Source organism: Synechococcus sp. LTW-R (genome assembly GCF_014217875.1).
Lineage (GTDB): Bacteria > Cyanobacteriota > Cyanobacteriia > PCC-6307 > Cyanobiaceae > Vulcanococcus.
This window is the reverse complement of sequence record NZ_CP059060.1, coordinates 199,363-217,399: the sequence shown is the minus strand read 5'-3', so window position 1 is coordinate 217,399 and position 18,037 is coordinate 199,363. Positions and strand designations below refer to the sequence as shown.

At 64.3% G+C, this 18,037-nt stretch carries 21 protein-coding genes; 8 read left to right on the top strand and 13 right to left on the bottom strand.

The window, feature by feature from the left end; genetic code table 11:
* Window positions 1-3 precede the first annotated feature (3 nt).
* Both H0O22_RS01215 and H0O22_RS01210 read right to left on the bottom strand, forming a co-directional pair.
* Window positions 4-264 (bottom strand): hypothetical protein, encoded by a 261-nt coding sequence (locus tag H0O22_RS01215; RefSeq protein WP_185187267.1) that lies wholly within the window; start codon window positions 262-264, stop codon window positions 4-6.
* A 96-nt stretch (window positions 265-360) separates the two neighbouring features.
* Complete coding sequence (locus tag H0O22_RS01210) at window positions 361-681, bottom strand: helix-turn-helix transcriptional regulator (protein ID WP_185188208.1); 321 nt, start codon at window positions 679-681, stop codon at window positions 361-363.
* 62 nt (window positions 682-743) lie between these two features.
* Here H0O22_RS01210 and H0O22_RS01205 point away from each other — a divergent pair, with 62 nt between their 5' ends.
* From H0O22_RS01205 to H0O22_RS13220, 5 genes are read left to right on the top strand one after another with little or no spacing between them, the layout of a single operon-like run.
* Window positions 744-1,349, top strand: coding sequence for a bifunctional 2-polyprenyl-6-hydroxyphenol methylase/3-demethylubiquinol 3-O-methyltransferase UbiG (locus H0O22_RS01205; RefSeq protein ID WP_185187266.1), 606 nt, complete (start codon window positions 744-746; stop codon window positions 1,347-1,349).
* Between the two features lie 49 nt (window positions 1,350-1,398).
* Window positions 1,399-2,520: an MBL fold metallo-hydrolase gene (locus tag H0O22_RS01200; RefSeq protein WP_185187265.1), complete on the top strand. Its 1,122-nt coding sequence runs from the start codon at window positions 1,399-1,401 to the stop codon at window positions 2,518-2,520.
* A 44-nt stretch (window positions 2,521-2,564) separates the two neighbouring features.
* Entirely contained in the window at window positions 2,565-3,086 is a 522-nt protein-coding gene (locus H0O22_RS01195; RefSeq protein ID WP_185187264.1) for a rhodanese-like domain-containing protein, read from the top strand.
* The gene (locus H0O22_RS01190; RefSeq protein WP_255439380.1) at window positions 3,083-3,751 is read left to right on the top strand and encodes a sulfite exporter TauE/SafE family protein; all 669 of its coding nucleotides are present in this window, start codon (window positions 3,083-3,085) and stop codon (window positions 3,749-3,751) included. Before H0O22_RS01195 ends, H0O22_RS01190 begins: the two co-directional genes overlap by 4 nt.
* Window positions 3,721-3,891 carry a hypothetical protein gene (locus tag H0O22_RS13220; RefSeq protein ID WP_255439379.1) on the top strand — a complete coding sequence of 57 codons (171 nt, stop codon included), beginning with the start codon at window positions 3,721-3,723 and terminating at the stop codon, window positions 3,889-3,891. The genes H0O22_RS01190 and H0O22_RS13220 overlap by 31 nt, the downstream gene beginning before the upstream one ends.
* Here H0O22_RS13220 and H0O22_RS01185 read toward each other — a convergent pair.
* Window positions 3,888-4,028 (bottom strand): hypothetical protein, encoded by a 141-nt coding sequence (locus H0O22_RS01185; protein ID WP_185187263.1) that lies wholly within the window; start codon window positions 4,026-4,028, stop codon window positions 3,888-3,890. The two genes, H0O22_RS13220 and H0O22_RS01185, sit on opposite strands and share 4 nt — an antisense overlap.
* A 141-nt stretch (window positions 4,029-4,169) precedes the next feature.
* On the opposite strand from H0O22_RS01185, the gene H0O22_RS01180 reads away from it, so the two are divergent.
* A complete protein-coding gene (locus H0O22_RS01180) occupies window positions 4,170-4,754 on the top strand; it encodes a ferritin (RefSeq protein ID WP_185187262.1) in 585 nt (194 codons plus the stop codon).
* Here H0O22_RS01180 and H0O22_RS01175 read toward each other — a convergent pair.
* The 3 genes from H0O22_RS01175 to H0O22_RS01165 all read right to left on the bottom strand — a co-directional run bounded on the left by H0O22_RS01175 (window position 4,751) and on the right by H0O22_RS01165 (window position 6,848).
* A complete protein-coding gene (locus H0O22_RS01175; protein WP_185187261.1) occupies window positions 4,751-5,017 on the bottom strand; it encodes a hypothetical protein in 267 nt (88 codons plus the stop codon). The genes H0O22_RS01180 and H0O22_RS01175 overlap by 4 nt on opposite strands.
* Window positions 5,018-5,029: 12 nt before the next feature.
* A complete protein-coding gene (locus H0O22_RS01170) occupies window positions 5,030-5,629 on the bottom strand; it encodes a Crp/Fnr family transcriptional regulator (protein ID WP_185187260.1) in 600 nt (199 codons plus the stop codon).
* A 175-nt stretch (window positions 5,630-5,804) separates the two neighbouring features.
* The gene (locus H0O22_RS01165) at window positions 5,805-6,848 is read right to left on the bottom strand and encodes an extracellular solute-binding protein (protein ID WP_255439378.1); all 1,044 of its coding nucleotides are present in this window, start codon (window positions 6,846-6,848) and stop codon (window positions 5,805-5,807) included.
* Window positions 6,849-6,987: 139 nt separating this feature from the next.
* On the opposite strand from H0O22_RS01165, the gene H0O22_RS01160 reads away from it, so the two are divergent.
* Entirely contained in the window at window positions 6,988-8,511 is a 1,524-nt protein-coding gene (locus tag H0O22_RS01160; RefSeq protein WP_255439377.1) for an iron ABC transporter permease, read from the top strand.
* On the opposite strand, the gene H0O22_RS01155 is transcribed toward H0O22_RS01160, so the two are convergent.
* Window positions 8,508-9,368: a metallophosphoesterase gene (locus tag H0O22_RS01155; RefSeq protein ID WP_185187258.1), complete on the bottom strand. Its 861-nt coding sequence runs from the start codon at window positions 9,366-9,368 to the stop codon at window positions 8,508-8,510. The genes H0O22_RS01160 and H0O22_RS01155 overlap by 4 nt on opposite strands.
* 228 nt (window positions 9,369-9,596) lie before the next feature.
* Window positions 9,597-10,274, bottom strand: a complete 678-nt coding sequence (locus H0O22_RS01150; protein WP_185187257.1) for a triacylglycerol lipase — start codon at window positions 10,272-10,274, stop codon at window positions 9,597-9,599.
* Between the two features lie 339 nt (window positions 10,275-10,613).
* On the opposite strand from H0O22_RS01150, the gene H0O22_RS01145 reads away from it, so the two are divergent.
* Window positions 10,614-11,936: an NAD(P)/FAD-dependent oxidoreductase gene (locus H0O22_RS01145; protein ID WP_185187256.1), complete on the top strand. Its 1,323-nt coding sequence runs from the start codon at window positions 10,614-10,616 to the stop codon at window positions 11,934-11,936.
* Here the strand turns inward: H0O22_RS01145 and H0O22_RS01140 are convergent.
* The 5 genes from H0O22_RS01140 to H0O22_RS01120 all read right to left on the bottom strand — a co-directional run bounded on the left by H0O22_RS01140 (window position 11,917) and on the right by H0O22_RS01120 (window position 18,030).
* Window positions 11,917-13,212, bottom strand: coding sequence for a chloride channel protein (locus H0O22_RS01140; protein WP_185187255.1), 1,296 nt, complete (start codon window positions 13,210-13,212; stop codon window positions 11,917-11,919). The two genes, H0O22_RS01145 and H0O22_RS01140, sit on opposite strands and share 20 nt — an antisense overlap.
* Window positions 13,213-13,300: 88 nt before the next feature.
* Window positions 13,301-14,815: a GMC oxidoreductase gene (locus tag H0O22_RS01135; RefSeq protein ID WP_185187254.1), complete on the bottom strand. Its 1,515-nt coding sequence runs from the start codon at window positions 14,813-14,815 to the stop codon at window positions 13,301-13,303.
* A gap of 10 nt (window positions 14,816-14,825) precedes the next feature.
* Window positions 14,826-15,404: a heme-copper oxidase subunit III gene (locus H0O22_RS01130; protein WP_185187253.1), complete on the bottom strand. Its 579-nt coding sequence runs from the start codon at window positions 15,402-15,404 to the stop codon at window positions 14,826-14,828.
* Window positions 15,401-17,077: a cbb3-type cytochrome c oxidase subunit I gene (locus H0O22_RS01125; protein ID WP_185187252.1), complete on the bottom strand. Its 1,677-nt coding sequence runs from the start codon at window positions 17,075-17,077 to the stop codon at window positions 15,401-15,403. Before H0O22_RS01125 ends, H0O22_RS01130 begins: the two co-directional genes overlap by 4 nt.
* 11 nt (window positions 17,078-17,088) lie before the next feature.
* Window positions 17,089-18,030 carry a cytochrome c oxidase subunit II gene (locus H0O22_RS01120; protein WP_185187251.1) on the bottom strand — a complete coding sequence of 314 codons (942 nt, stop codon included), beginning with the start codon at window positions 18,028-18,030 and terminating at the stop codon, window positions 17,089-17,091.
* Between the last annotated feature and the right edge of the window lie 7 nt (window positions 18,031-18,037).

Sequence of the window (18,037 nt, the reverse complement as noted above, 5' to 3'; positions counted from 1 at the left end):
ATCTCAGGCGGCCGCGGAGGAGCTGCGGCGAGCGGCGGCCACCGGCATGGTCAGGTGACGCTTGGCCTGCCAGACGGACTGGGCTGCATCAAAGAGGGTGTTCTGCACATCCCAGACGAACCGCTGCACCCGCACTTGGGACTCGCGGCGCTGCGGCAGGAGGTCGGAGAAGGCTGCTGCGTGGCAGAGATCGACCAGCATCGCGACTTCTTCGCGGCTCATCGTGATCTGGACCTTGTCCTCAGACCGGTGCGTGACCTGCATCGCCCCTTTTACCGAAGACGACCAACCTACGCCGATTACCGCTGATCAAACAGAAATCAAGGGGCGCTTAAGCATTGCGAACAGCAAACGGACCATTCAGGCCGACTGCAGCTGATCTAGCTGTGCCTGAAGCCGTTGCTTGAGCCGGTTCTGAACCAACGCGCAGAGGTCATCCACCAAGTCACCATCCGCCTGCCAGATCGTGCGCGTGCCCTCACGCTCGCAGCGCACCAGCCCAGCCCGCTGCAGCTGACCCAGCTGGCGGCTGATGTGGGACTGGGAGAACCCCGTCGCCTCAATCAAGGAGGCGACATCGGTCGGCCCCTGCTTGAGATGACACAGCAGCTGGAGCCGAGCCGGCTCACTCAGCAAACGAAAGAACTGGCTGTACTCCTCCAGCAACTCCTGGGAGGGCATTGCACCTGCGGCGCCCATCGCAATGCTGTATGACGATAAACGCATTATGCCTGGCCTCGGCCATGAATCAGGAGTTCTGGGATCAGCGCTTCCGCGAGAGCGGCCACGCCTACGGAACCGAACCCAATGACTTCCTGCGGGCAACAGTCGCCAAGCTTCCCCCTGGCGACGCGCTCTGCCTTGCGGAAGGTGGCGGCCGCAACGCGGTGTACTTGGCCCAAAAGGGCCATCGCGTCACCGCCCAGGACCTCAGCCCGGTCGGCCTCGAGAAAGCCCAGCAACTCGCCCAAGACCAAGGGGTCAGCCTGACCTGCGCCTGCGGAGACCTGCGGGAGTTCAAGCCCGAACCCGAAAGCGTCGACCTCGTCGTCGCCATCTGGATGCACCTCGAGCCCGAGCTGCGGGCCCTGGTGCACGGGCGCGCCGTTGCCGCCCTCAAACCCGGCGGCCACCTGATCCTTGAGGCCTACAACCCGGAGCAGCTGCGCCATGGAACCGGCGGCCCACCTAACCCGGAACTCCTGATCACAGCCAAGCAACTCCAAGACGAACTCCAGGGGCTGACCTGGCTGGAACTGCAGGAAACCGAGCGCTGGATCGAAGAAGGCCCCTTCCACCAGGGCAAAAGCGCCGTCGTTCAGGCCTTCGGCCAGAAGAACGCCACGTGACCGCAAAGGCTTTATGCGTGTAAAGTCATACAAGCCTGAAGCGGAGTCCATGGTCTCCATCGCGCCATCCCCGGTCGCGCTCCTGGATGCAGCAGGCGGGCAGCCCCTGCTGCATCGCCAACTCTTCGACGCAACAACCGGTACCTACACCTATTTGCTCGCCGATGTCGCCTCCGGCGAAGGGGTGCTCATCGATCCGGTGTTTGAGCAACACGAGCGGGATCTCTCCTTAATTCGTGAGCTGGGCATCACCCTCGTGGCCACCTTGGACACCCATGCCCACGCCGACCACGTCACCGGCAGCTGGCTCATGCAGCAGGCCACCGGCTGCGCCATTGGCCTCGCCAAAGCGGCCCGCGCCAAAAACGTCAACCTGCCCCTCGAGCACGGCGATCAGGTGCGCTTCGGCGGCCGTCATCTCGCAGTGCGCAGTACCCCGGGCCATACCGACGGCTGCGTCACCTATGTCCTGGACGATCAGTCCGCCGCCTTCACCGGCGACGCCCTGCTGGTTCGCGGTTGCGGTCGCTGCGACTTCCAACAGGGCGACCCCCACACCCTCTGGCGCTCGATCACCGAGCAGATCTTCAGCCTGCCCAACAGCTGCCTGCTCTACCCCGGCCACGACTACACCGGTCGCACGCTCTCCTCGGTCGCCGAAGAAAAAGCCTTCAACGCGCGCCTCGGGGGCGGCGCCGATGAACGGGACTTCGTGGGACACATGACCAACATGAAGCTCCCCCACCCCGGCAAGATCGCGATCGCCCTCCCCGGGAATCTGCGCTCGGGCCAACCCCGCGAGGAGCAGCACGCCCAGCACTGGGCCCCCATTCAGCGGAGCTTCGCCGGGCTGCCCGAGCTGCCCCCCAGTTGGCTGGCGGAGCACCGCAGCGCCGTCACCGTTCTCGACGTCCGCTCGGAGGACGAAGTGGACGGCCCGGATGGCCGAATCGAAACCAGCCTGAACATCCCGTTGCCGGAACTCGAGCAACGTCAAGGGGAACTCCCGAGTGATCGCCCCCTTGTCGTGGTCTGCCACGCGGGAAGTCGCTCAGCCCTCGCGACCCAACAGCTCCTCAAAGCCGGCTTCGAGCGCGTCGCCAATCTGCGCGGCGGCCTCCTGCGCTGGAGCGATGAGGGCTACCCGCTCGTCGGCTCCATCAACACCTGATCCACCTCAGCCTCCGCACCCGTCCTTCCTCTGCCAGCCCATCGATGACCCACGCCCAACCGATCAGCGCCCACGACCTGGCCGATCAACTCTCCACACAACGCGTCAGCGTGATCGACGTACGCGAACCGATGGAGTACGCCAGCGGTCACATCGCCGGCAGCCTCAACGTTCCCCTGAATCGCCTACTGCAGGACGACCTTCCCCAGGGCCCCCTCGTGCTGGTCTGCCAGAGCGGCAACCGCAGCCATCGCGCCCTTGGACAACTGATGGCCCAAGGCCATCCCCACACCCTCAGCGAACTGCAGGGAGGCCTGCCCAGCTGGCAGGGGGCTGGATTCCCCATCCGCAAACTCAAAAACGCCCCGCTCCCCCTGATGCGCCAGGTGCAAATCGCGGCAGGATCGCTGATCCTGCTGGGCCTGATCCTCAGCAACACCGTTGCCCCTGGCTGGATTGCCCTCACCTGGTTCGTTGGTGCCGGCCTGACCTTCGCTGGCGTCAGCGGCTTCTGCGGCATGACCCGGCTGCTCGCCGTCATGCCCTGGAACCGGGTCTCCCTGTGATCAGCCTGCTGCTTGGACTGGGGGGCGGCCTGATCGGCTTCTTGCTCTCCGTCCTCGGGGCAGGAGGCTCCATTCTTCTGCTGCCTCTGCTGGTCAGCGGTGCTGCCCTGCCCACCCGGGAGGCCGTTCCGCTCTCGCTCATCGTCGTCATGCTCCTGGCCCTGGCGAACCTGGGGCCCTACCTGCGCCGCGGCCAATTCGCCCCGAAACCAGCCCTGCTCCTGGGCCTGCCGGCCCTCGGTGGCAGCTGGATCGGCGGCAGCTGGGTCAAAGCCGAGCTGATTCCTGAGGCCGTTCAACTCAGCGTCTTTGCGTCCGCGGCACTCTTGGCCTCTTGGCTCCTGCTGCAGCGTCAGACCAACGGGACTCCAGGTCCCCGCCGGGCCGCTGACGTACTGCTGGTGCTGCAGGGCCTACTGGTGGGTCTGCTGACCGGCATTGCCGGCGTCGGCGGCGGCTTTGCGATCGTGCCGGCCCTCGTCCTGCTGGCGGGACTGCCCATGGCCTTGGCCAGCGGCACCAGCCTGCTGCTGATTGCCGTCAATGCCTGGTCGCCTTGGCGGCCCTCGGCCACTGGCCGCAGGCGAGCCTGCCCCTGCTCGCGTCGTTGCTGCTGGGGGGAGCCGTGGGTGCCGTGGCCGGTCAGCGGCTCGCCCCCCATCTGAGCGATCGCCATCTGCGGCGTGGCTTCTCCTTATTACTGGTGGCCTCCGCCCTGCTCACCGGCGTCGAAGCCTGGAAACGCCAAGCCCCACTAGAGGACCCCGGCGCCGCTGCCCTCAGCCAGCGGAACGGAAGGTCTTAGTCCCGGCCGCAGCGGCACTTGCCGCCCTTCCACTTCGAGCACTTCTTCTGCTTGCAGCCCTTCTTCTTGGCGCAGGCCTGAACCCTGCCCTGGGGCTGCAGCGGGAGATCAGACGCAGGACCAATCGATTGGGCCATCAGAAGTGAATCGGGCTCGATCTCAATGCCTTCATCTTATTGCAATCGATTCTCTTTTGCGCAAGCCAAGGCGCTTGTGAGGGCCGGATTGCACCACCCTTGTAGAGCCCGTAGGTTGCAGCCAGCTCCGCGCGGCAAGCCATGACCCAATCCATCGTTCGCGGGGACAGCGACCAAGCCATCGCCCGGGGACCCGCCGGGCGCGCCATGGCCCAACCGATGGCCGCCGACCTGCTCGAATCCCTGCAGGAGCACCTGACGATGGAGCGCCAGGCCAGCGCCGCCTATTGGGCCCTGGCGATCTGGTTTGCCGAGCGCGGCCTGCGGGGCTTCAGCGCGTTCTTGAAACAGGAATCGACCGAAGAGCAGCACCACGCCGGACTCTTTGCCGACTACCTGATCGCCCGCGGCCAGTCCGTTGCCCTCGAACCGCTGCTGGCGCCTCGCCAGAGCTGGAGCAGCGTTGAGGAGGTCTTCCGCGGCATCTTCCAGATGGAAGCGGAGGTGACCACCTCCTTGCATCAGCTCTATGCCATGGCCGAGCGCAGTGGCGATGTGCGCACCACGGTCTTCCTCGATCCGATCGTCCAGGGGCAGATCGACGCGGAACACCAAGCCGCCCACCTGCTCGATCGCATCGCCTTCACCCACTCCGCCCCCGCCGCCTTGCTCGTGATCGACGGGGAACTGGCGGCGGGCCAGAACGCGCCGGCCTCGGTCGCCTAACGGCAGAGCAAGGGCCGCCCGCACAATTCCCGAAACAGCGCCAAGCTCAGGCGATCGACGGCGACGGGTGCCGATTGCAGCCAGTGGGCGATGCGCCCCAGCTCCGCCAAGCGCACGATGAGCTGCTCGGACTCCCGCCGCAGGCGCTTGATGAGGGCCGGGGCCTGGCAGCGCTGCTGATCCGCTTCGATCTGGACGAGACGCACGCGCAGGGCCTGGGCTTCGCCGCAGAGGGAACCGAGCGCACTGGTTGAAGCCTGCATGCTGAGCATCGATCAGAACCCCGCCGCCAGGGGGGCCGAATCCATCAAGGCGGGCGCCAAGCGCAGACCGCCCTCACCCACCGGGGCCTCCAGCAACTCGGCCTGACGGAACTTGGAGATCATCCGGGTCGTCGTCACCCGTGTGGCGCCGATCAACTCACCAATACGGTCATGGGTGAGGCGGAAGGGCAGGTCACACCAGTCGCCGCAGCGGCGGCCCAGGCGATGGACCAGCAGACTCAACAGGGCATGCAGGCGCTGCTCCGCCGATCCGAGGTGACGGATGCGCAGGAGTTGCAGGGTCCACTCATTCACGGGATCAAAGCCGTTGCCGCCGACCGCCTCAGCGTCGCTGCTGAAGACCAGCGGAGTGAGCGCCTCGACGCACACCCCCTCACTGCAGAGCCGATCCGTGCGCAGCTGATCGCCGGGCTGCAGGAAGGCCAGGGTCATTCCCTCGGTCTCCTCGCAGGGGCAGTAGACGCGGGCCATCCCCTCGAGCACCTCGATGCAGCTCCCGCCGGCCTGGCGCGCGGGATCCAGCAGGACGGTTTGGCCCACCGGCATCCGCACGGCACTGGCGGGGACGTCAGGGAGAAAGCGGAAGGACATGACCCCCGAAAACGGGCTAGTTGCGAATGCGTCGCAAGATAAACAAGAAACAGTCACTTTTGCAAGCAATTCTCAATAGCGGCTGCCAACTGCAAACGCCTGTTGTGCGTCCCCGCAAAAAAGCCAGCCGCGCGGGGCGGCTGGCTCAAGGGGTACAAGTTGCCTTTCCAGTGGCTCAGCGCCAACCGCCGGCCTGCATCAAGGCCACGGCGGCCTTGTTCTTGGCACCCATCTGCTGGGCCGACACCCCATCGGCCTTGAAGGTCCCCAGGCGCTTCAGGGCCGCGTTGTTGCCAAAGCCCCGCAGCGGGTATTCGTTGTTGGCTTCCGCATAACCGCGACCACCACTGGGCGAGGCCAAGAACTCGATCAAACGCAGGGCCGCCTCGGGATTCTTCGCGGTTTTGACCACCCCGGCACCGGTGATGTTCACGTGGGCGGGATCCGGGAAGCGAACCTTGACCCGATTCGCGAGCTGCTGATCCGAGGCACCGCTGCCGCCGGCCAGCATCCGCGCCACGTAATAGGAGTTGACCAAGCCGACGCCGCACTGGCCATTGGCGACGGCGCGGATCAAGGGTGTATCCGAACTGAAATAGGGCTGGGTGACGTTGGCGGTCATCCCCTTGACCCAGGCGGAAGCAGCCTTGTCACCCCGCAGGATCATCTGGTCGGCCACCAGGGACTGGTTGTAGACGCTCTTGCGATTGCGCAGGCAGAGCTGTCCTTTGAAGGCCGGCTTCGCCAGGTCGGCGTAGCTGCGGATGCTGCTGGGATTCACCGCCTTCGGGTTCACCACCACGACGCGCACCCGGCGGGTCAGACCAAACCAAAGCCCCTTGGACTCCCGCAAGTTCGCGGGGACGTCCCGGTTGAGGGAGGCGGAGCGGCTCGGACGAAACAGACCAGCATCGGCAGCCTTATCCAGGCGAGCCGCATCGGCCAGCACCAGCACATCGGCAGGGCTGTTGGCGCCTTCCCGTTTGATCCGCTCGATCAAGGCGTCATCCTTCGCCTCGAGCAACTTCACCTTGATCCCGGTCTTCTGGCTGAACTGCTTGTAGAGCGCCTTGTCGGTGTTGTAGTGCCGTCCGGAGTACACCCCGATTTCTTGGCTGTTGGCCTTCGCGAGGGAGGTGAGCACCGCAGCCCCGGCCGTGACGCCCAGCAGGGCGGCGAGCGCCAGACGCTCGGGGGCGATGGAGCGAGGAAACGCCAAGGCCAAATGGAATCGCAATCCACGAACTATGCCCAGGCCCGACACCCCTCGGAGCGCGGTCCATCATTCGCCACCTGGGGCTGTGACATTCATTACATGCCTGCCCCCTAGGCTTTGCGACGCAGCCTCAGGCAAAGGATTGGCACGGGGACCACTGCCGCAGCGCAGCCTGCTCAGCGTCGGGGTACTGCTGGTCTGTGCCGCAGCGTTAGCCCCGGTGGCCTGGCTGAGCTGGTTTGCCCTCGGCGGCGCAGGCTTCGAGAGCTTGAACCTTGGCGATGAGGGGCCCCTCCAGGTGGGCAACACCCTGGGCTTGGTGGTGCTGGTGGGGGCCCTCGCCGCAGGCCTCGGAACAGGGACGGGCTGGCTGACGGCCCGCTGTGAATTCCCGGGACGCCGCCTGCTGCGCATCGCCCAATTGCTGCCCCTGGCCACGCCCAGCTATCTGCTGGCGGCCACCTGGATCGACCTCGGCAGTCGCTTCGGCCATCGCATCTACGGCTTTGGGCCAACCCTGACGGTGATGGTCCTGAGCACCTACAGCTATGTCTTTCTGCTCTCCACGGAGAGCTTCTCGGTCAGCGGCAAGCGCCAGCTCGAAGCCTGCCGCAGCCTCGGCGTCGGTCCCTGGGGAAGCTTCTGGCGCGTCGCCCTGCCGATGGCACTGCCCTCGATTGGAGCCGGGGTCGCCCTCACCGGCATGGAGGTCGTCAACGAACTCGGGGCGGTGCAACTGCTCGGCGTCCCGACCCTGTCCTCGGGAATCCTGATGCGCTGGCAGCAGGAGGGGGACCCGCAGGCCGCGGTCGCCCTGGCCTTGATGGCCCTGGTGATCGTCGGCCTACTGGTGGGCGCCGAGCGGACCCTGCGGCGCCGGAGCCGCTGCTGGACCATCAGCGGCGGCGGTGAGCCGGAACAGCGCTGGAGCCTGGACGGGCCTCAACGCTGGCTCAGCCAACTCTTCTGCCTGACGCCACCCCTATTGAGCCTGGGGCTTCCCTTGGTTTGGGCGGCCTTCAGTTGGGACCAACTCCAAGGCGAAGACAGCGCCGAACTGCTGGAACTCGGACTGCGCTCCTTTGGCCTAGCCCTGGTCGCGGCCGTCTTGACGGTGGTCGTCAGCCTCGTGCTTTCCATCGCCAAGCGCTGGATCCCCAACGCCGGACTGCGGCGACTGACCTTCGCGGCGGGGCTGGGCTACGCCATCCCCGGCACCGTGCTGGCCTTGGCGCTGATGCTCATCGGCGGCCCCCTGGCCCTGGCGCCGTTGTTGTTGCTGGTTTGGGGCTACGTCGATCGCTTCCTCGCGGTCTCCAAAGGCGGCCTCGACGCGGCGCTTGAGCGCATCCCGCCCAGCGTTGATGAAGCCGCCACCTCCCTCGGTCAGAGCTGGGGCGGGGTCCTGCAACGCATTCACCTGCCGCTGCTGCAGGGCCCCTTGCTGATGGGCAGCCTGCTGGTCTTTGTCGACACGGTGAAGGAACTCCCCCTCACCTTCGCCTTACGGCCGTTTGACTTCGACACCCTGGCGGTGCGGGTCTATCAGTACGCCAGCGATGAACGGGTGGGCGCCGCCCTGATTCCGGCCCTGCTGATCTTGAGCTTGGGGCTGATGGCCTCCGCTGCCTTGATCCCCAGCCTGGAGCGACTGGAGCAGCGTTAACGCCGGGTAATCACGCCCTGGTCGATCAGCTTGCCGTCGCGGTCCCAGCCCCGGATGGTCAAGCTGTCGGGCCCGGCCTGCAGCTCCGCGAAGCTGTAGACGCTGACCGCCTTGGCGGATTGGGGTTTGGCGATCACCGGGCGGAGATAGGCGCCGCCACCGCCGACGATCAAATAGGTGATGCCCTCGATCGGCTTGCTGCGCTCGTAGTGGTGTTCATGGCCATTGATGTAGAGCTGCACCCCATGGCGCTGCATCAAGGAGCTCAACTTGCCCCGTAGGCCGGGGTTGTTGCCGTAGAGGCCCGAGGAATAAATCGGGTGATGGCCCACCACAACTTTCCAAGGGGCCTGACTCTTGGCGAGGGCCGAACGCAGCCAGGACAACTGGGATGTCCAGGGGGCGTTGCCGTTGGTATCCAACATGAAAAATTCGACCTCGCCGCGGCGGACGCTGTAGAAGCGGCCCTTCATGCCGTAAGGCTTGTAGGCCACCTGGGGGTTGCCGTTAGCAGTGCGGATGTCGTGGTTCCCCAAGACCGCATGGAAGGGGACCTTGGCGGCCAGCAACTCGGCGTAGGGAGTCAGGAAGGTGGACTGAACCTTGCGAATATCTCCTGAGGGGTAGATGTTGTCCCCGGCCAGCAGCACCAGGTCGACGGGCTTGCGGCGATGGACCGCCGCCATCTGCGTGCCCACGGCCCGCTGGTGGACATTGCCACTACCGACGTCACCCACCGCTAAGAAGCGGGTCGTGCTCAGGGGGGGCGGGGTCGCGACCTGGGCCCAACTGGTTCCAACCGCAACAGCGGACGTCGCCGCTCCAGCCAGGAGCAGCAGCAGTGCGCGACGGTGCATGGCTGGGATTGGGCAAGGTCCACCCAGGTTGACGCAATCAGGCCGCCGGCCGCTACCGCGGGCTGTGCTTTTTGGCGCACTTGGTCGCATCCTTTGCCGCAGCGCCTGCCTCAGCTGGGCCCAGCCTTGGCGGAGCGACGCAACGCCCATGCTCCGGATCTTTGGAGATCGCCGAAGCCTCTTGGCCGCCCTGAGTTGTCACTGGTCCTATGAACTGATCCAACTGGATCAACCCCTCCACCAGCGCTCGACCACCTCCGGCGTGCCGTACCAGCGCGGTCCAAAGGCTCCGCCATGGGCCACCCCCGGCAGAACCAACGGCTGAGCTCCAGCCAACAAGGCCGAACCCACGGGCACCAAACCATCACCGGCAGCCTCCGGATCTCCGCTGATCGCGGTGTAGGAACGCTTGGCCACCCGGCGGCTCAAGTCGAAGCCCTCCGCCAACTCCAACTCTCCCGCCACCGCGACGTAGTCGACGGCCGGAACGAAGAAGGCTCCCGGCCAGCGCTGGTCGACAAAGGCGCGCATCGCCGTCGCCCGAAGCGCCGTGTGGGGACTGCCCAAGGTGTAAAGGCGATCGACCCAACGCTGGGCGCCATAGCAACGCCCCATCCAGGGATCTGAGCTGAGCAGCAGGCGCAACATCACCCCGCCTGAGCTGTGCCCAATCAAGGTCAGCTTGCCCGTGGTGGATTGCCCAGCCGCGCTCTCCACCAACGCAGCCGTGCGATCCAGCAGACGACGCCAACCCCAGCCCGTCGAGGTCAACAACCAATCCAGCCGCGTCGCGGGAACAACAACAACCGGCTGATTGAGGGAATCCTCAAGCCACAAGCGCATCGGCTCGTAGGCCTCCACACCAATCAAAAAGCCACCAAGGATGACGACGGGCTGGTTAGTCATCAGCGGTTGGTCGCATCAAAGAATTCGATCTATCTTGAGGCCACAGCAACTGCTGCGTGAATTGATATTCCATTGCAATTGATTCCATGCCCCAACTGAAAGAACCAACAACTGCCCCGCAACAGGCCAACCCACACCACCAAAACGCCGAACGCGCCCTTCATCCGAAGCGGCCCCACTCCCCTTCATCCCCGAGCAGTGTGCCGAGCTGGGATGACCTATTGGGACGCCGTTGACCCTGAAACCACAGTCAAACCGGAAGGCTCCGTGAAAGTGCGACTTGGGCTCTAGGCCAGCTTGGAAAACCGTGGATAGCTTGAAATCAGCACCCGCTGGCCGATGGCTCCCGAACGGTTCTTTCTCGAGCTAACCCCACCGTCTGAACTGCTGCGAACAGCACCCCATGTGGTGATCGTCGGAGGTGGGTTCGCCGGTCTACGGGCAGCCCACGTGTTGGCGGGGAAAACCGTTCGCGTCACCCTGATCGACAGGCGCAACTTCAACCTCTTCCAGCCGCTGCTCTATCAAGTGGCCTCCGGGTTGGTCTCCCAGACCGATGTCGCCTCCCCCCTGCGCGTGATGTTGGGTGAGTCCGAAAACATCCAAATCCTGATGGGGGAAGTGGAGGACATCAATACCGATGAGAAGGAGGTGGTCTTCAACAACCGCCGCTACAAGTACGACCATCTCGTGCTCGCGGCCGGGGCCACCAGCAGCTACTTCGGCCATGACGAATGGCGCAGTGAAGCCATTCCAATGAAGACCCTTGAGGATGCCTACGCCATCCGGCGCCAGGTCCTCAAGTCTCTGGAGGAAGCCGAGCAGACCCCTGACCTGGAGAGGCGCAAGTGGCTGCAGTCCGTCGTCGTCATCGGCGGTGGGCCGACCGGCTGTGAGCTGGCGGCATCCCTCAACGATCTGATGCGGCACACCCTCGAGCGGGACTTCATGCAGATCGATCCCACCCACTGCAAGGTGACCCTGGTGGATCCCGGTGATCGCGTCCTGCGGGCCATGGATCCCCAGCTCTCACAATCCGCTGGAGGCCATCTCAAAGTCAAAGGGGTGGAGCTCCTGCTGGGGGGCCGTGTCAAAGACATCAGCGACGGCAAGGTCGTCGTCACGACGCCCAATGGCGAAGTCAGCCTGGAGGCCAGCACGATCTGTTGGACCGCCGGGGTCGCCGCCTCCCCCCTCGGGAAGCTGCTGGCCGAACGCAGCGGCTGCGAGGTGGACCGGGGCGGCCGCGTTGTCGTCGAACCCGATTTTTCAATCAAGGGCCACGGCGAGATCCGCGTCATCGGGGACCTCTGCAGCTACAGCCACACCCGCGATGGCAAACCCCTCCCCGGCATGGCCGGTCCAGCGGTGCAGATGGGGGGCTGGGTGGCCAAGGACATCCTGGCGAAGTGCCAAAGCCAGGCCAACCCCGCCTTTCAGTTCACCGACTTCGGCAGCATGGCCGTGGTCGGCCCCCTCTTTGCGGTGGCCAACCTGCGCGGCCTGAAGATCAGCGGCAGCCTGGGTTGGATCCTCTGGGGCTTCGCCCATTTGGCCTTCATGCCCGCCAACGAAAGCCGGCTGACCTTGCTGACCAAATGGCTCTGGATGATTGCCACCCGCGAGCGCTCGGCCCTCGTGATTACGGAGACGTCGTCGTAAGAGAATGGAGGGCGTGATAAATCGGCTTGGTCACGAACTGACGGCTCACATAGGCCGCCAGGACACAAGCCACCAGGAGTCCTGGCAACAGTTGCTGGTCACCCGCTAAGCGAATCCCAAAGAGCACCGACATCACCGGTAGCTGGGTCGCGCCCGAGAGTCCCGCGACCATGCCCAAGGCCAAAAAGAGTTGGGGCAACCCGGCGAGATCAGCAATCACCTGGCCCATCGCCGCACCAAAGGTGAAGGAGGGATCAATCAAGCCCCCTGGGATGCCCGTAGAGAGGGCAAGAACCGGGCCAATGATTCGGAAGATGAGGGTGAGGAGATCGGTCCATAGCCCGTGGGGAAGCTCCACACCATTGGATGAGCCGAACAGCAGGCGGCCCATCAGCAACTCCCCGTCGCCGCCACCGGTTCCGCCGCTCACCAACAGGAACAGGCTCAGGAAGGCACCAACACCAAGACCAAGACGCAGCGGATAACGGCGGGCCAAACCCACACCCCGGCGTGTCCCAGCCAGCAGCAAACGGGCAAAGACCGCCCCCACCAGACCGCCGAGCAAGCCCACCGGAAGGGCCCAGAGCACCTGGGCCAATTCCATCGGCTCCACGCCGACGGTGCCCAAGGCAAACATCGGCTGACCGGCCAGGTTGCTGAAGGAGGCCGCCATGCCACTGACCACCATGGCCGGCCAGATCAAGGTCGAGGAGAAGGCACTGATGAACTCCTCGACCACAAACACCACCCCGAGAAGCGGGGTATCAAAACCACCCGCTAAGCCAGCACCACCGGCCACCGCCAACAGCTCGGCCTGCCCCAAGCCGTAGAACCAATTGGGAAAACGCTTGCGCAGAAAGTGAGCCGCGGAGGCGCCGACCTGCACCACCGGTCCCTCCCTCCCAATCGGCAACAGGGCCAAGCTGGCGATCCCCCAGAGGGCTAGGCGCTGCAAACTGGGCGCCCACCCGAGCAGGGCGGAGGCCTGGACGGGATGCTCAATGCTGGTCATCGTCTGCGGAATGCCGGAGCCGGCTCCCCGCGACCAAATCCCCCGTTGCAGCAGCAGCAACACCGGCACGACCACGAGCGGTGAGCAGGCCAACGCCAACGCCACCGGCGTCCACTCCTCTCCGCTGAAGGCGGGCAGCAGGTTGAGCAGCTGATCCTGCCAGCGGTCGAGCATGTTGAACGGCCAGCAGGCCACACCGACCAGCACACCCAGCAGAGACAACTGCAACAGGTTGCGGATCAAGTCGCGGGTGCGCAGAACCACTGCCGTGCTCTCAAAGCGAGCCCATGATGCCGCCGAGCTGAGTGGAAATCACCCTCAGAAGTAGTGATCGGGAGACCTTGGCCATGGCCTAGAGAGACTTCACCAAGCCATCGCCAATCCGCAGGGCATTGGCGATCACGGTGAGGCCCATCCCCACAGTCGGGCAGCTCGGGAAGACGCTGGCATCGGCGATGTAGAGGTTGGCCAACTCATGGCTTCGGCCCTGGAGATCCACCACGGACGTGGCGAGGTTGGAGCCCATCCGACAGGTGCCGCAGACACTGCCCATCACCGTCAAGGGCGCCTCCCCGCGGGGGTGCGTGGGGGCCGGCTTGACCACATGGCAGAGCGGATCGTTCTCCACCTTCTTCAGGGTGTCGATCCAGCGGTAGACCAGACGGTCATGGGCCTCCCGGTTGTTGGGGAGGTAGTGGATCTGGAGGTGATTGCCCCGCAGGGTGACCCGGTTATGGGCATCGGGGAGGACCGGGCTCATCGCCCACCAGGTCACCGAACGGGCAGCCAGTTGCTCCAGGCCAAAGTTGGGCATCAGCTTGGTCACCAAGGACAGCACCGGTGGTGATTCGGCAAACAGGGCGTCCTGCAGGACACCGCCACCGGCCGCAATCGAGCCGAGGGGGTAGCTGACGTTGCTGTCGCCCCAGAGGTAATCGGTCACCCCCAGGCTGCGGCCATAGCGCCCCGAGTTCGGCGCTGCCGCCAACTGAATGATCGAGGTCAGCTGGGGCTTCATCAGGTTGCGGCCCACCTGATCGGAGCCGTTGGAGAGCCCGCGGCTGTGGTGCTCGGTCGCCGAGCGCAGGAGGATCGCCGCGGTGTTGATCGCGCCGGCCGCCAAGACGACGAGATCGCCACTGAACAACCAGGCGTGTCCGTCGATCTCCGCCTCCACAGCCCGCACCTCGGTGCCGCTGGGGTTGACGTGCAAGCGACGCACCTTCACCCGGTCACGGACGCAGACGTTCTCGGCCTGCTTCGCCAGATCGACGCCAAAGAGCTCGGCATCGCCCGTGGGGTCTTCGGCGGATTCCGACCACGTCAGGGGCAGGGCATAGGGATGGGTGCCCTGGCGCTCCAGGGCGGCCTTGAGCTCCACCACCCAAGGTTCAAACGAGCGGGGGGTATGGCCATAGGGGCCGGTGCGGCCTGGCTCGGTGGGATCCACCCCCGCTTCGCCATGCACCCGGTAGAGCTGCTCGGCGCGGTCGTAATACGAAGCGAAGTCGCCGTAGGTCAATTCCCAATCGGGCGCCGCCCCCTCCTGCAGGGGCAGGCCACCAAATTCCCGTTCCCGCATCCGCTCGAGAACGCCACCCCAGATCTTGCTGTTGCCGCCGAGGGCATAAATCGTCTGGGGCGAGAAGGGGTCCCCGTCGGTGCCAAACCACTGCTCACCCGGGTGGTAGCGGTCCTTGCGAAACAGATCCACGTCAGCAACGTTCTGATCCGCTAGGGGCATCACCCCACCGCGCTCGAGCAGCAAGATGCGCTTACCGGATGCAGCCAACTGCCCCGCAATCGTCCCGCCAGCAGCACCGCTGCCGATCACGATGACGTCGTAGTGAATGTCGTCAATGATCATGGTTCTTGGGCTACTGCCAGACGTAGATCAGCAAAAAGAGGATGATCCAGATGACATCCACAAAGTGCCAAAAGAGGGATGTGGCCTGAACGCCCTGCTCCCCACCGGCGTAATTCCCGGGGATAAAGGACTTCACCAACATCAATCCCATCAAGAGGATTCCTGTGGCCACATGGAGACCATGGAAACCGGTGAGGAGATAGAAGGTTCCGCCAAAGGTTCCGGAGGTAAAACCAAACTTCAGACCACCCCACTCAACGGCCTGACCGAAGAGGAAGTAGGCCCCCATGGCCATACTCAAGAGCCAGAACCCGCGGAAGAGGGCCATGTTCTCCTTGGCCTTGAAGTGCTCGGCTAGGGCGATCGTGCCCGAGCTCGACACCAAGACCACGGTGTTCACCAGTGGCATCTTCCACTCCAACCCCTCCACACCAGGGGGAAGCCAATCGAGGGCGGAGGTCTTCAGCAGGGCGTAGCCGCTGAAAAAGGCCAGAAAGATGACACTTTCCGAGCACAGAAAAATGATGAAGCCGGTGAGGTTGTGCTTGGGGTGAAGCTCCAGCTCAGCCTGCGGTGTCGTGCTGGTCATTGCCCGGCCTCCTGCAGCACGAGCTTGCGCTCCAGTTCCGCCTGGTGCTCCACCAGCGGCTCACCGCTGCCATAGCCATAGGGACGGGCAATCACCGTTGGAACCTCCTCCCCAAAGTTGTCCTCCGGTGGCGGAGAGGGCAACAGCCACTCCAGGCCAATGGCATTCCAGGGGTTGTGGGTGGCCTTGGGGCCCCGGATCCAGGAGCTGACCATGTTCAAGAGAAAGGGAATGATCGACACCCCAAGTAGGAAGGCCCCCAAGCTGGCGATCACATTCCAGAAGGTGAACTCCGGGTCATAGCTCGACACCCGCCGCGGCATGCCCATCAGCCCCAGGGGGTGCATCGGCAGGAAATTGAGATTCGCCCCCACAAAGGTCAGCAGGCAGTGCAGCTTGCCCAGACCCTCGTAGGGCATCCGCCCGGTGAACTTCGGGAACCAGTGGTAGATCGCCGCGAAGATCCCCATCACCGCGGCCCCATAGATCACGTAGTGGAAGTGACCGACGACGAAGTAGGTGTTGGAGACGTGAATATCGATCGGCACCGTGGCCAGCATGATCCCGGTGATGCCGGCAAACACGAAGTTGAAGAGGCCACCCAGGCAAAACAGCATCGGGGTGGTCAGGCGCAACTTGCCGCCCCAGAGGGTGCCTAACCAAGCGAACACCTTCACCCCGGTGGGCACCGCAATCAGCATCGTGGTGACCATGAACAGATTGCGCATCCACTGGGCCACACCACTGGTGAAGAAGTGATGCACCCAAACAATCAGCCCGAGGCCGACGATAATGAAGGACGCAAAGGCGACGTAGAGGTAACCAAAGAGAGGCTTACGGGAATAGACCGGGAAGAGCTCTGAGAAGACCCCAAAGACCGGCAGGATGATCACATAAACAGCCGGGTGGGAATAGAACCAGAAGAAGTGCTGATAGAGGACCGGATCACCACCCCCTTCAGCCCGGTAGAAGCTGGTGCCGAAGTTCAGATCCATCAGCAACATGATCGCGCCGCCCGTTAGCGCGGGCAGGCCAATCAATTGCAGCGACTGGGCCGCGAAGGCGGTCCAGCAAAACACCGGCATCCGGGTCAGGCTCATGCCCGGGGCCCGCATTCTCAAGATCGTGGTCACAAAGTTGATCGCGCCCATGATCGAAGAGACCCCTGACAGCGCCACCGCCGTAATCCAGAGCCCTTCGCCGTTAAAGAGATGTCCCGCCGGGTTCTGCAGACTGACCGGCGGATAACTCCACCAACCGGCATAGGCCGGACCACCGGGCACAAAAAAGCTGGCGATCAGAATCGTTCCAAAGACCGGAACCAACCAGAACGCCACCGCATTCAACCGCGGAAAGGCCATGTCCGGCGCGCCGATCATGGTGGGGATCAGCAGGTTATTGAGGCCATTGAGAACCGGAAAGATGAACAGGAACAACATGATTGTTCCATGCATCGTGTAGATGCCGTTGTAGACCGAGCGATCAACGAGATCCGCCGCCGGCGTAATCAACTCCCCGCGGATCACCATGGCCAAGAGGCCACCGATCAGGAAGAAAAAGAAGGCCGTGACGATGTACTGAATGCCAATGACCTTGGCATCGGTGCAGAAGCCGAAGTAGCGCTTCCAACTGCTCTCCGGTGGCGGTTCGGGGGGAAAGGTGGCGATGGTCATCGGCTCAGGGCTCAGGCGTCATGGGGCTGCTGGGGATCTCCAGGGACATTCACCTGAGGGGGTGGAGCGGGAGGAACGGTCGCCCAACCGGGGTTGGCCTTGGTCTGACGAATCGCGAACTCATCGACGGCCACGCTCAGGCCCGGTTGCAGCGGTTGACGGGCGCCCTGCTCGAGCCACTGCCGATGGTCATCGGTGCTTTCGACCACGACATCGGCCTGGTTTGCCGCATGCCAGGTCCCGCTGAACTGGGCATCCCGGAGGCGGTAGACCCCCGTGCGGGTGGGGGTGAGATTCAGATCAATGGCCCGGCCCGGGACCACGTCTTGCTTAATCCGGAAGGCGGGGATGAAGAGGCTGTGGAGCACGTCTTCGGAGACCAACCGCAGGCTGACGGGTTGATCCAGCTCCAGGTGCAGCTCCGTCGAGGAGACGTTGCTGCCTGGATAGCGAAACTCCCAGGACCATTGGCGGGCGATCACCTCCACCTGTTCGGCCGGCAAGCGATCGCCGGGATAGCCCCCCACCTCCTCGCTGGCGTTGCGCAGATGGATGTGCTCCATCGGCCCCAACATCCCCAGCTTGTCGCTGGCGCGAATCGTCCAGAAGGCAATCGCCATCACCAGCACAAAGGGAATGGCGGTCCAGATCACTTCCAACCGGGTGTTGCCCTCAATCGGAAAGGCGTCGCTCTCGTCGTACTTCTCGGCCCGGTTGAAGAGCACCACCCAGACCATCACCGAGACCACCCCGAAAAAGACGAAGGTGCCGATGGCGGTCTCCAAGCTGAAGAGGTCATCCACCAGGGGAGCCGCGGTGGAGGCCTGGACCGGGAGCCAATGGTGGGATTGCTGCCCCATCCAAAGGCTGATCCCCAGCAGAAGAGCAAGCCAGACCAGCCAGACGACGACAGCCGTACGCGAAAGGGTTGGACGGGGGGCGCTATTGCTCATCGTCTCT

What these genes read in the sequence shown, in the direction of transcription:
- H0O22_RS01215 (WP_185187267.1), bottom strand. Translation starts at nt 264, where the DNA reads ATGCAGGTCACGCACCGGTCTGAGGACAAGGTCCAGATCACGATGAGC.
- H0O22_RS01180 (WP_185187262.1), top strand. Translation starts at nt 4,170, where the DNA reads ATGACCCAATCCATCGTTCGCGGGGACAGCGACCAAGCCATCGCCCGG.
- H0O22_RS01125 (WP_185187252.1), bottom strand. Translation starts at nt 17,077, where the DNA reads ATGACCATCGCCACCTTTCCCCCCGAACCGCCACCGGAGAGCAGTTGG.
- H0O22_RS01185 (WP_185187263.1), bottom strand. Translation starts at nt 4,028, where the DNA reads ATGGCCCAATCGATTGGTCCTGCGTCTGATCTCCCGCTGCAGCCCCAG.
- H0O22_RS01170 (WP_185187260.1), bottom strand. Translation starts at nt 5,629, where the DNA reads ATGTCCTTCCGCTTTCTCCCTGACGTCCCCGCCAGTGCCGTGCGGATG.
- H0O22_RS01155 (WP_185187258.1), bottom strand. Translation starts at nt 9,368, where the DNA reads ATGCACCGTCGCGCACTGCTGCTGCTCCTGGCTGGAGCGGCGACGTCC.
- H0O22_RS01150 (WP_185187257.1), bottom strand. Translation starts at nt 10,274, where the DNA reads ATGACTAACCAGCCCGTCGTCATCCTTGGTGGCTTTTTGATTGGTGTG.
- H0O22_RS01195 (WP_185187264.1), top strand. Translation starts at nt 2,565, where the DNA reads ATGACCCACGCCCAACCGATCAGCGCCCACGACCTGGCCGATCAACTC.
- H0O22_RS01200 (WP_185187265.1), top strand. Translation starts at nt 1,399, where the DNA reads ATGGTCTCCATCGCGCCATCCCCGGTCGCGCTCCTGGATGCAGCAGGC.
- H0O22_RS01210 (WP_185188208.1), bottom strand. Translation starts at nt 681, where the DNA reads ATGCCCTCCCAGGAGTTGCTGGAGGAGTACAGCCAGTTCTTTCGTTTG.
- H0O22_RS01120 (WP_185187251.1), bottom strand. Translation starts at nt 18,030, where the DNA reads ATGAGCAATAGCGCCCCCCGTCCAACCCTTTCGCGTACGGCTGTCGTC.
- H0O22_RS01205 (WP_185187266.1), top strand. Translation starts at nt 744, where the DNA reads ATGAATCAGGAGTTCTGGGATCAGCGCTTCCGCGAGAGCGGCCACGCC.
- H0O22_RS01145 (WP_185187256.1), top strand. Translation starts at nt 10,614, where the DNA reads ATGGCTCCCGAACGGTTCTTTCTCGAGCTAACCCCACCGTCTGAACTG.
- H0O22_RS01175 (WP_185187261.1), bottom strand. Translation starts at nt 5,017, where the DNA reads ATGCAGGCTTCAACCAGTGCGCTCGGTTCCCTCTGCGGCGAAGCCCAG.
- H0O22_RS01135 (WP_185187254.1), bottom strand. Translation starts at nt 14,815, where the DNA reads ATGATCATTGACGACATTCACTACGACGTCATCGTGATCGGCAGCGGT.
- H0O22_RS01130 (WP_185187253.1), bottom strand. Translation starts at nt 15,404, where the DNA reads ATGACCAGCACGACACCGCAGGCTGAGCTGGAGCTTCACCCCAAGCAC.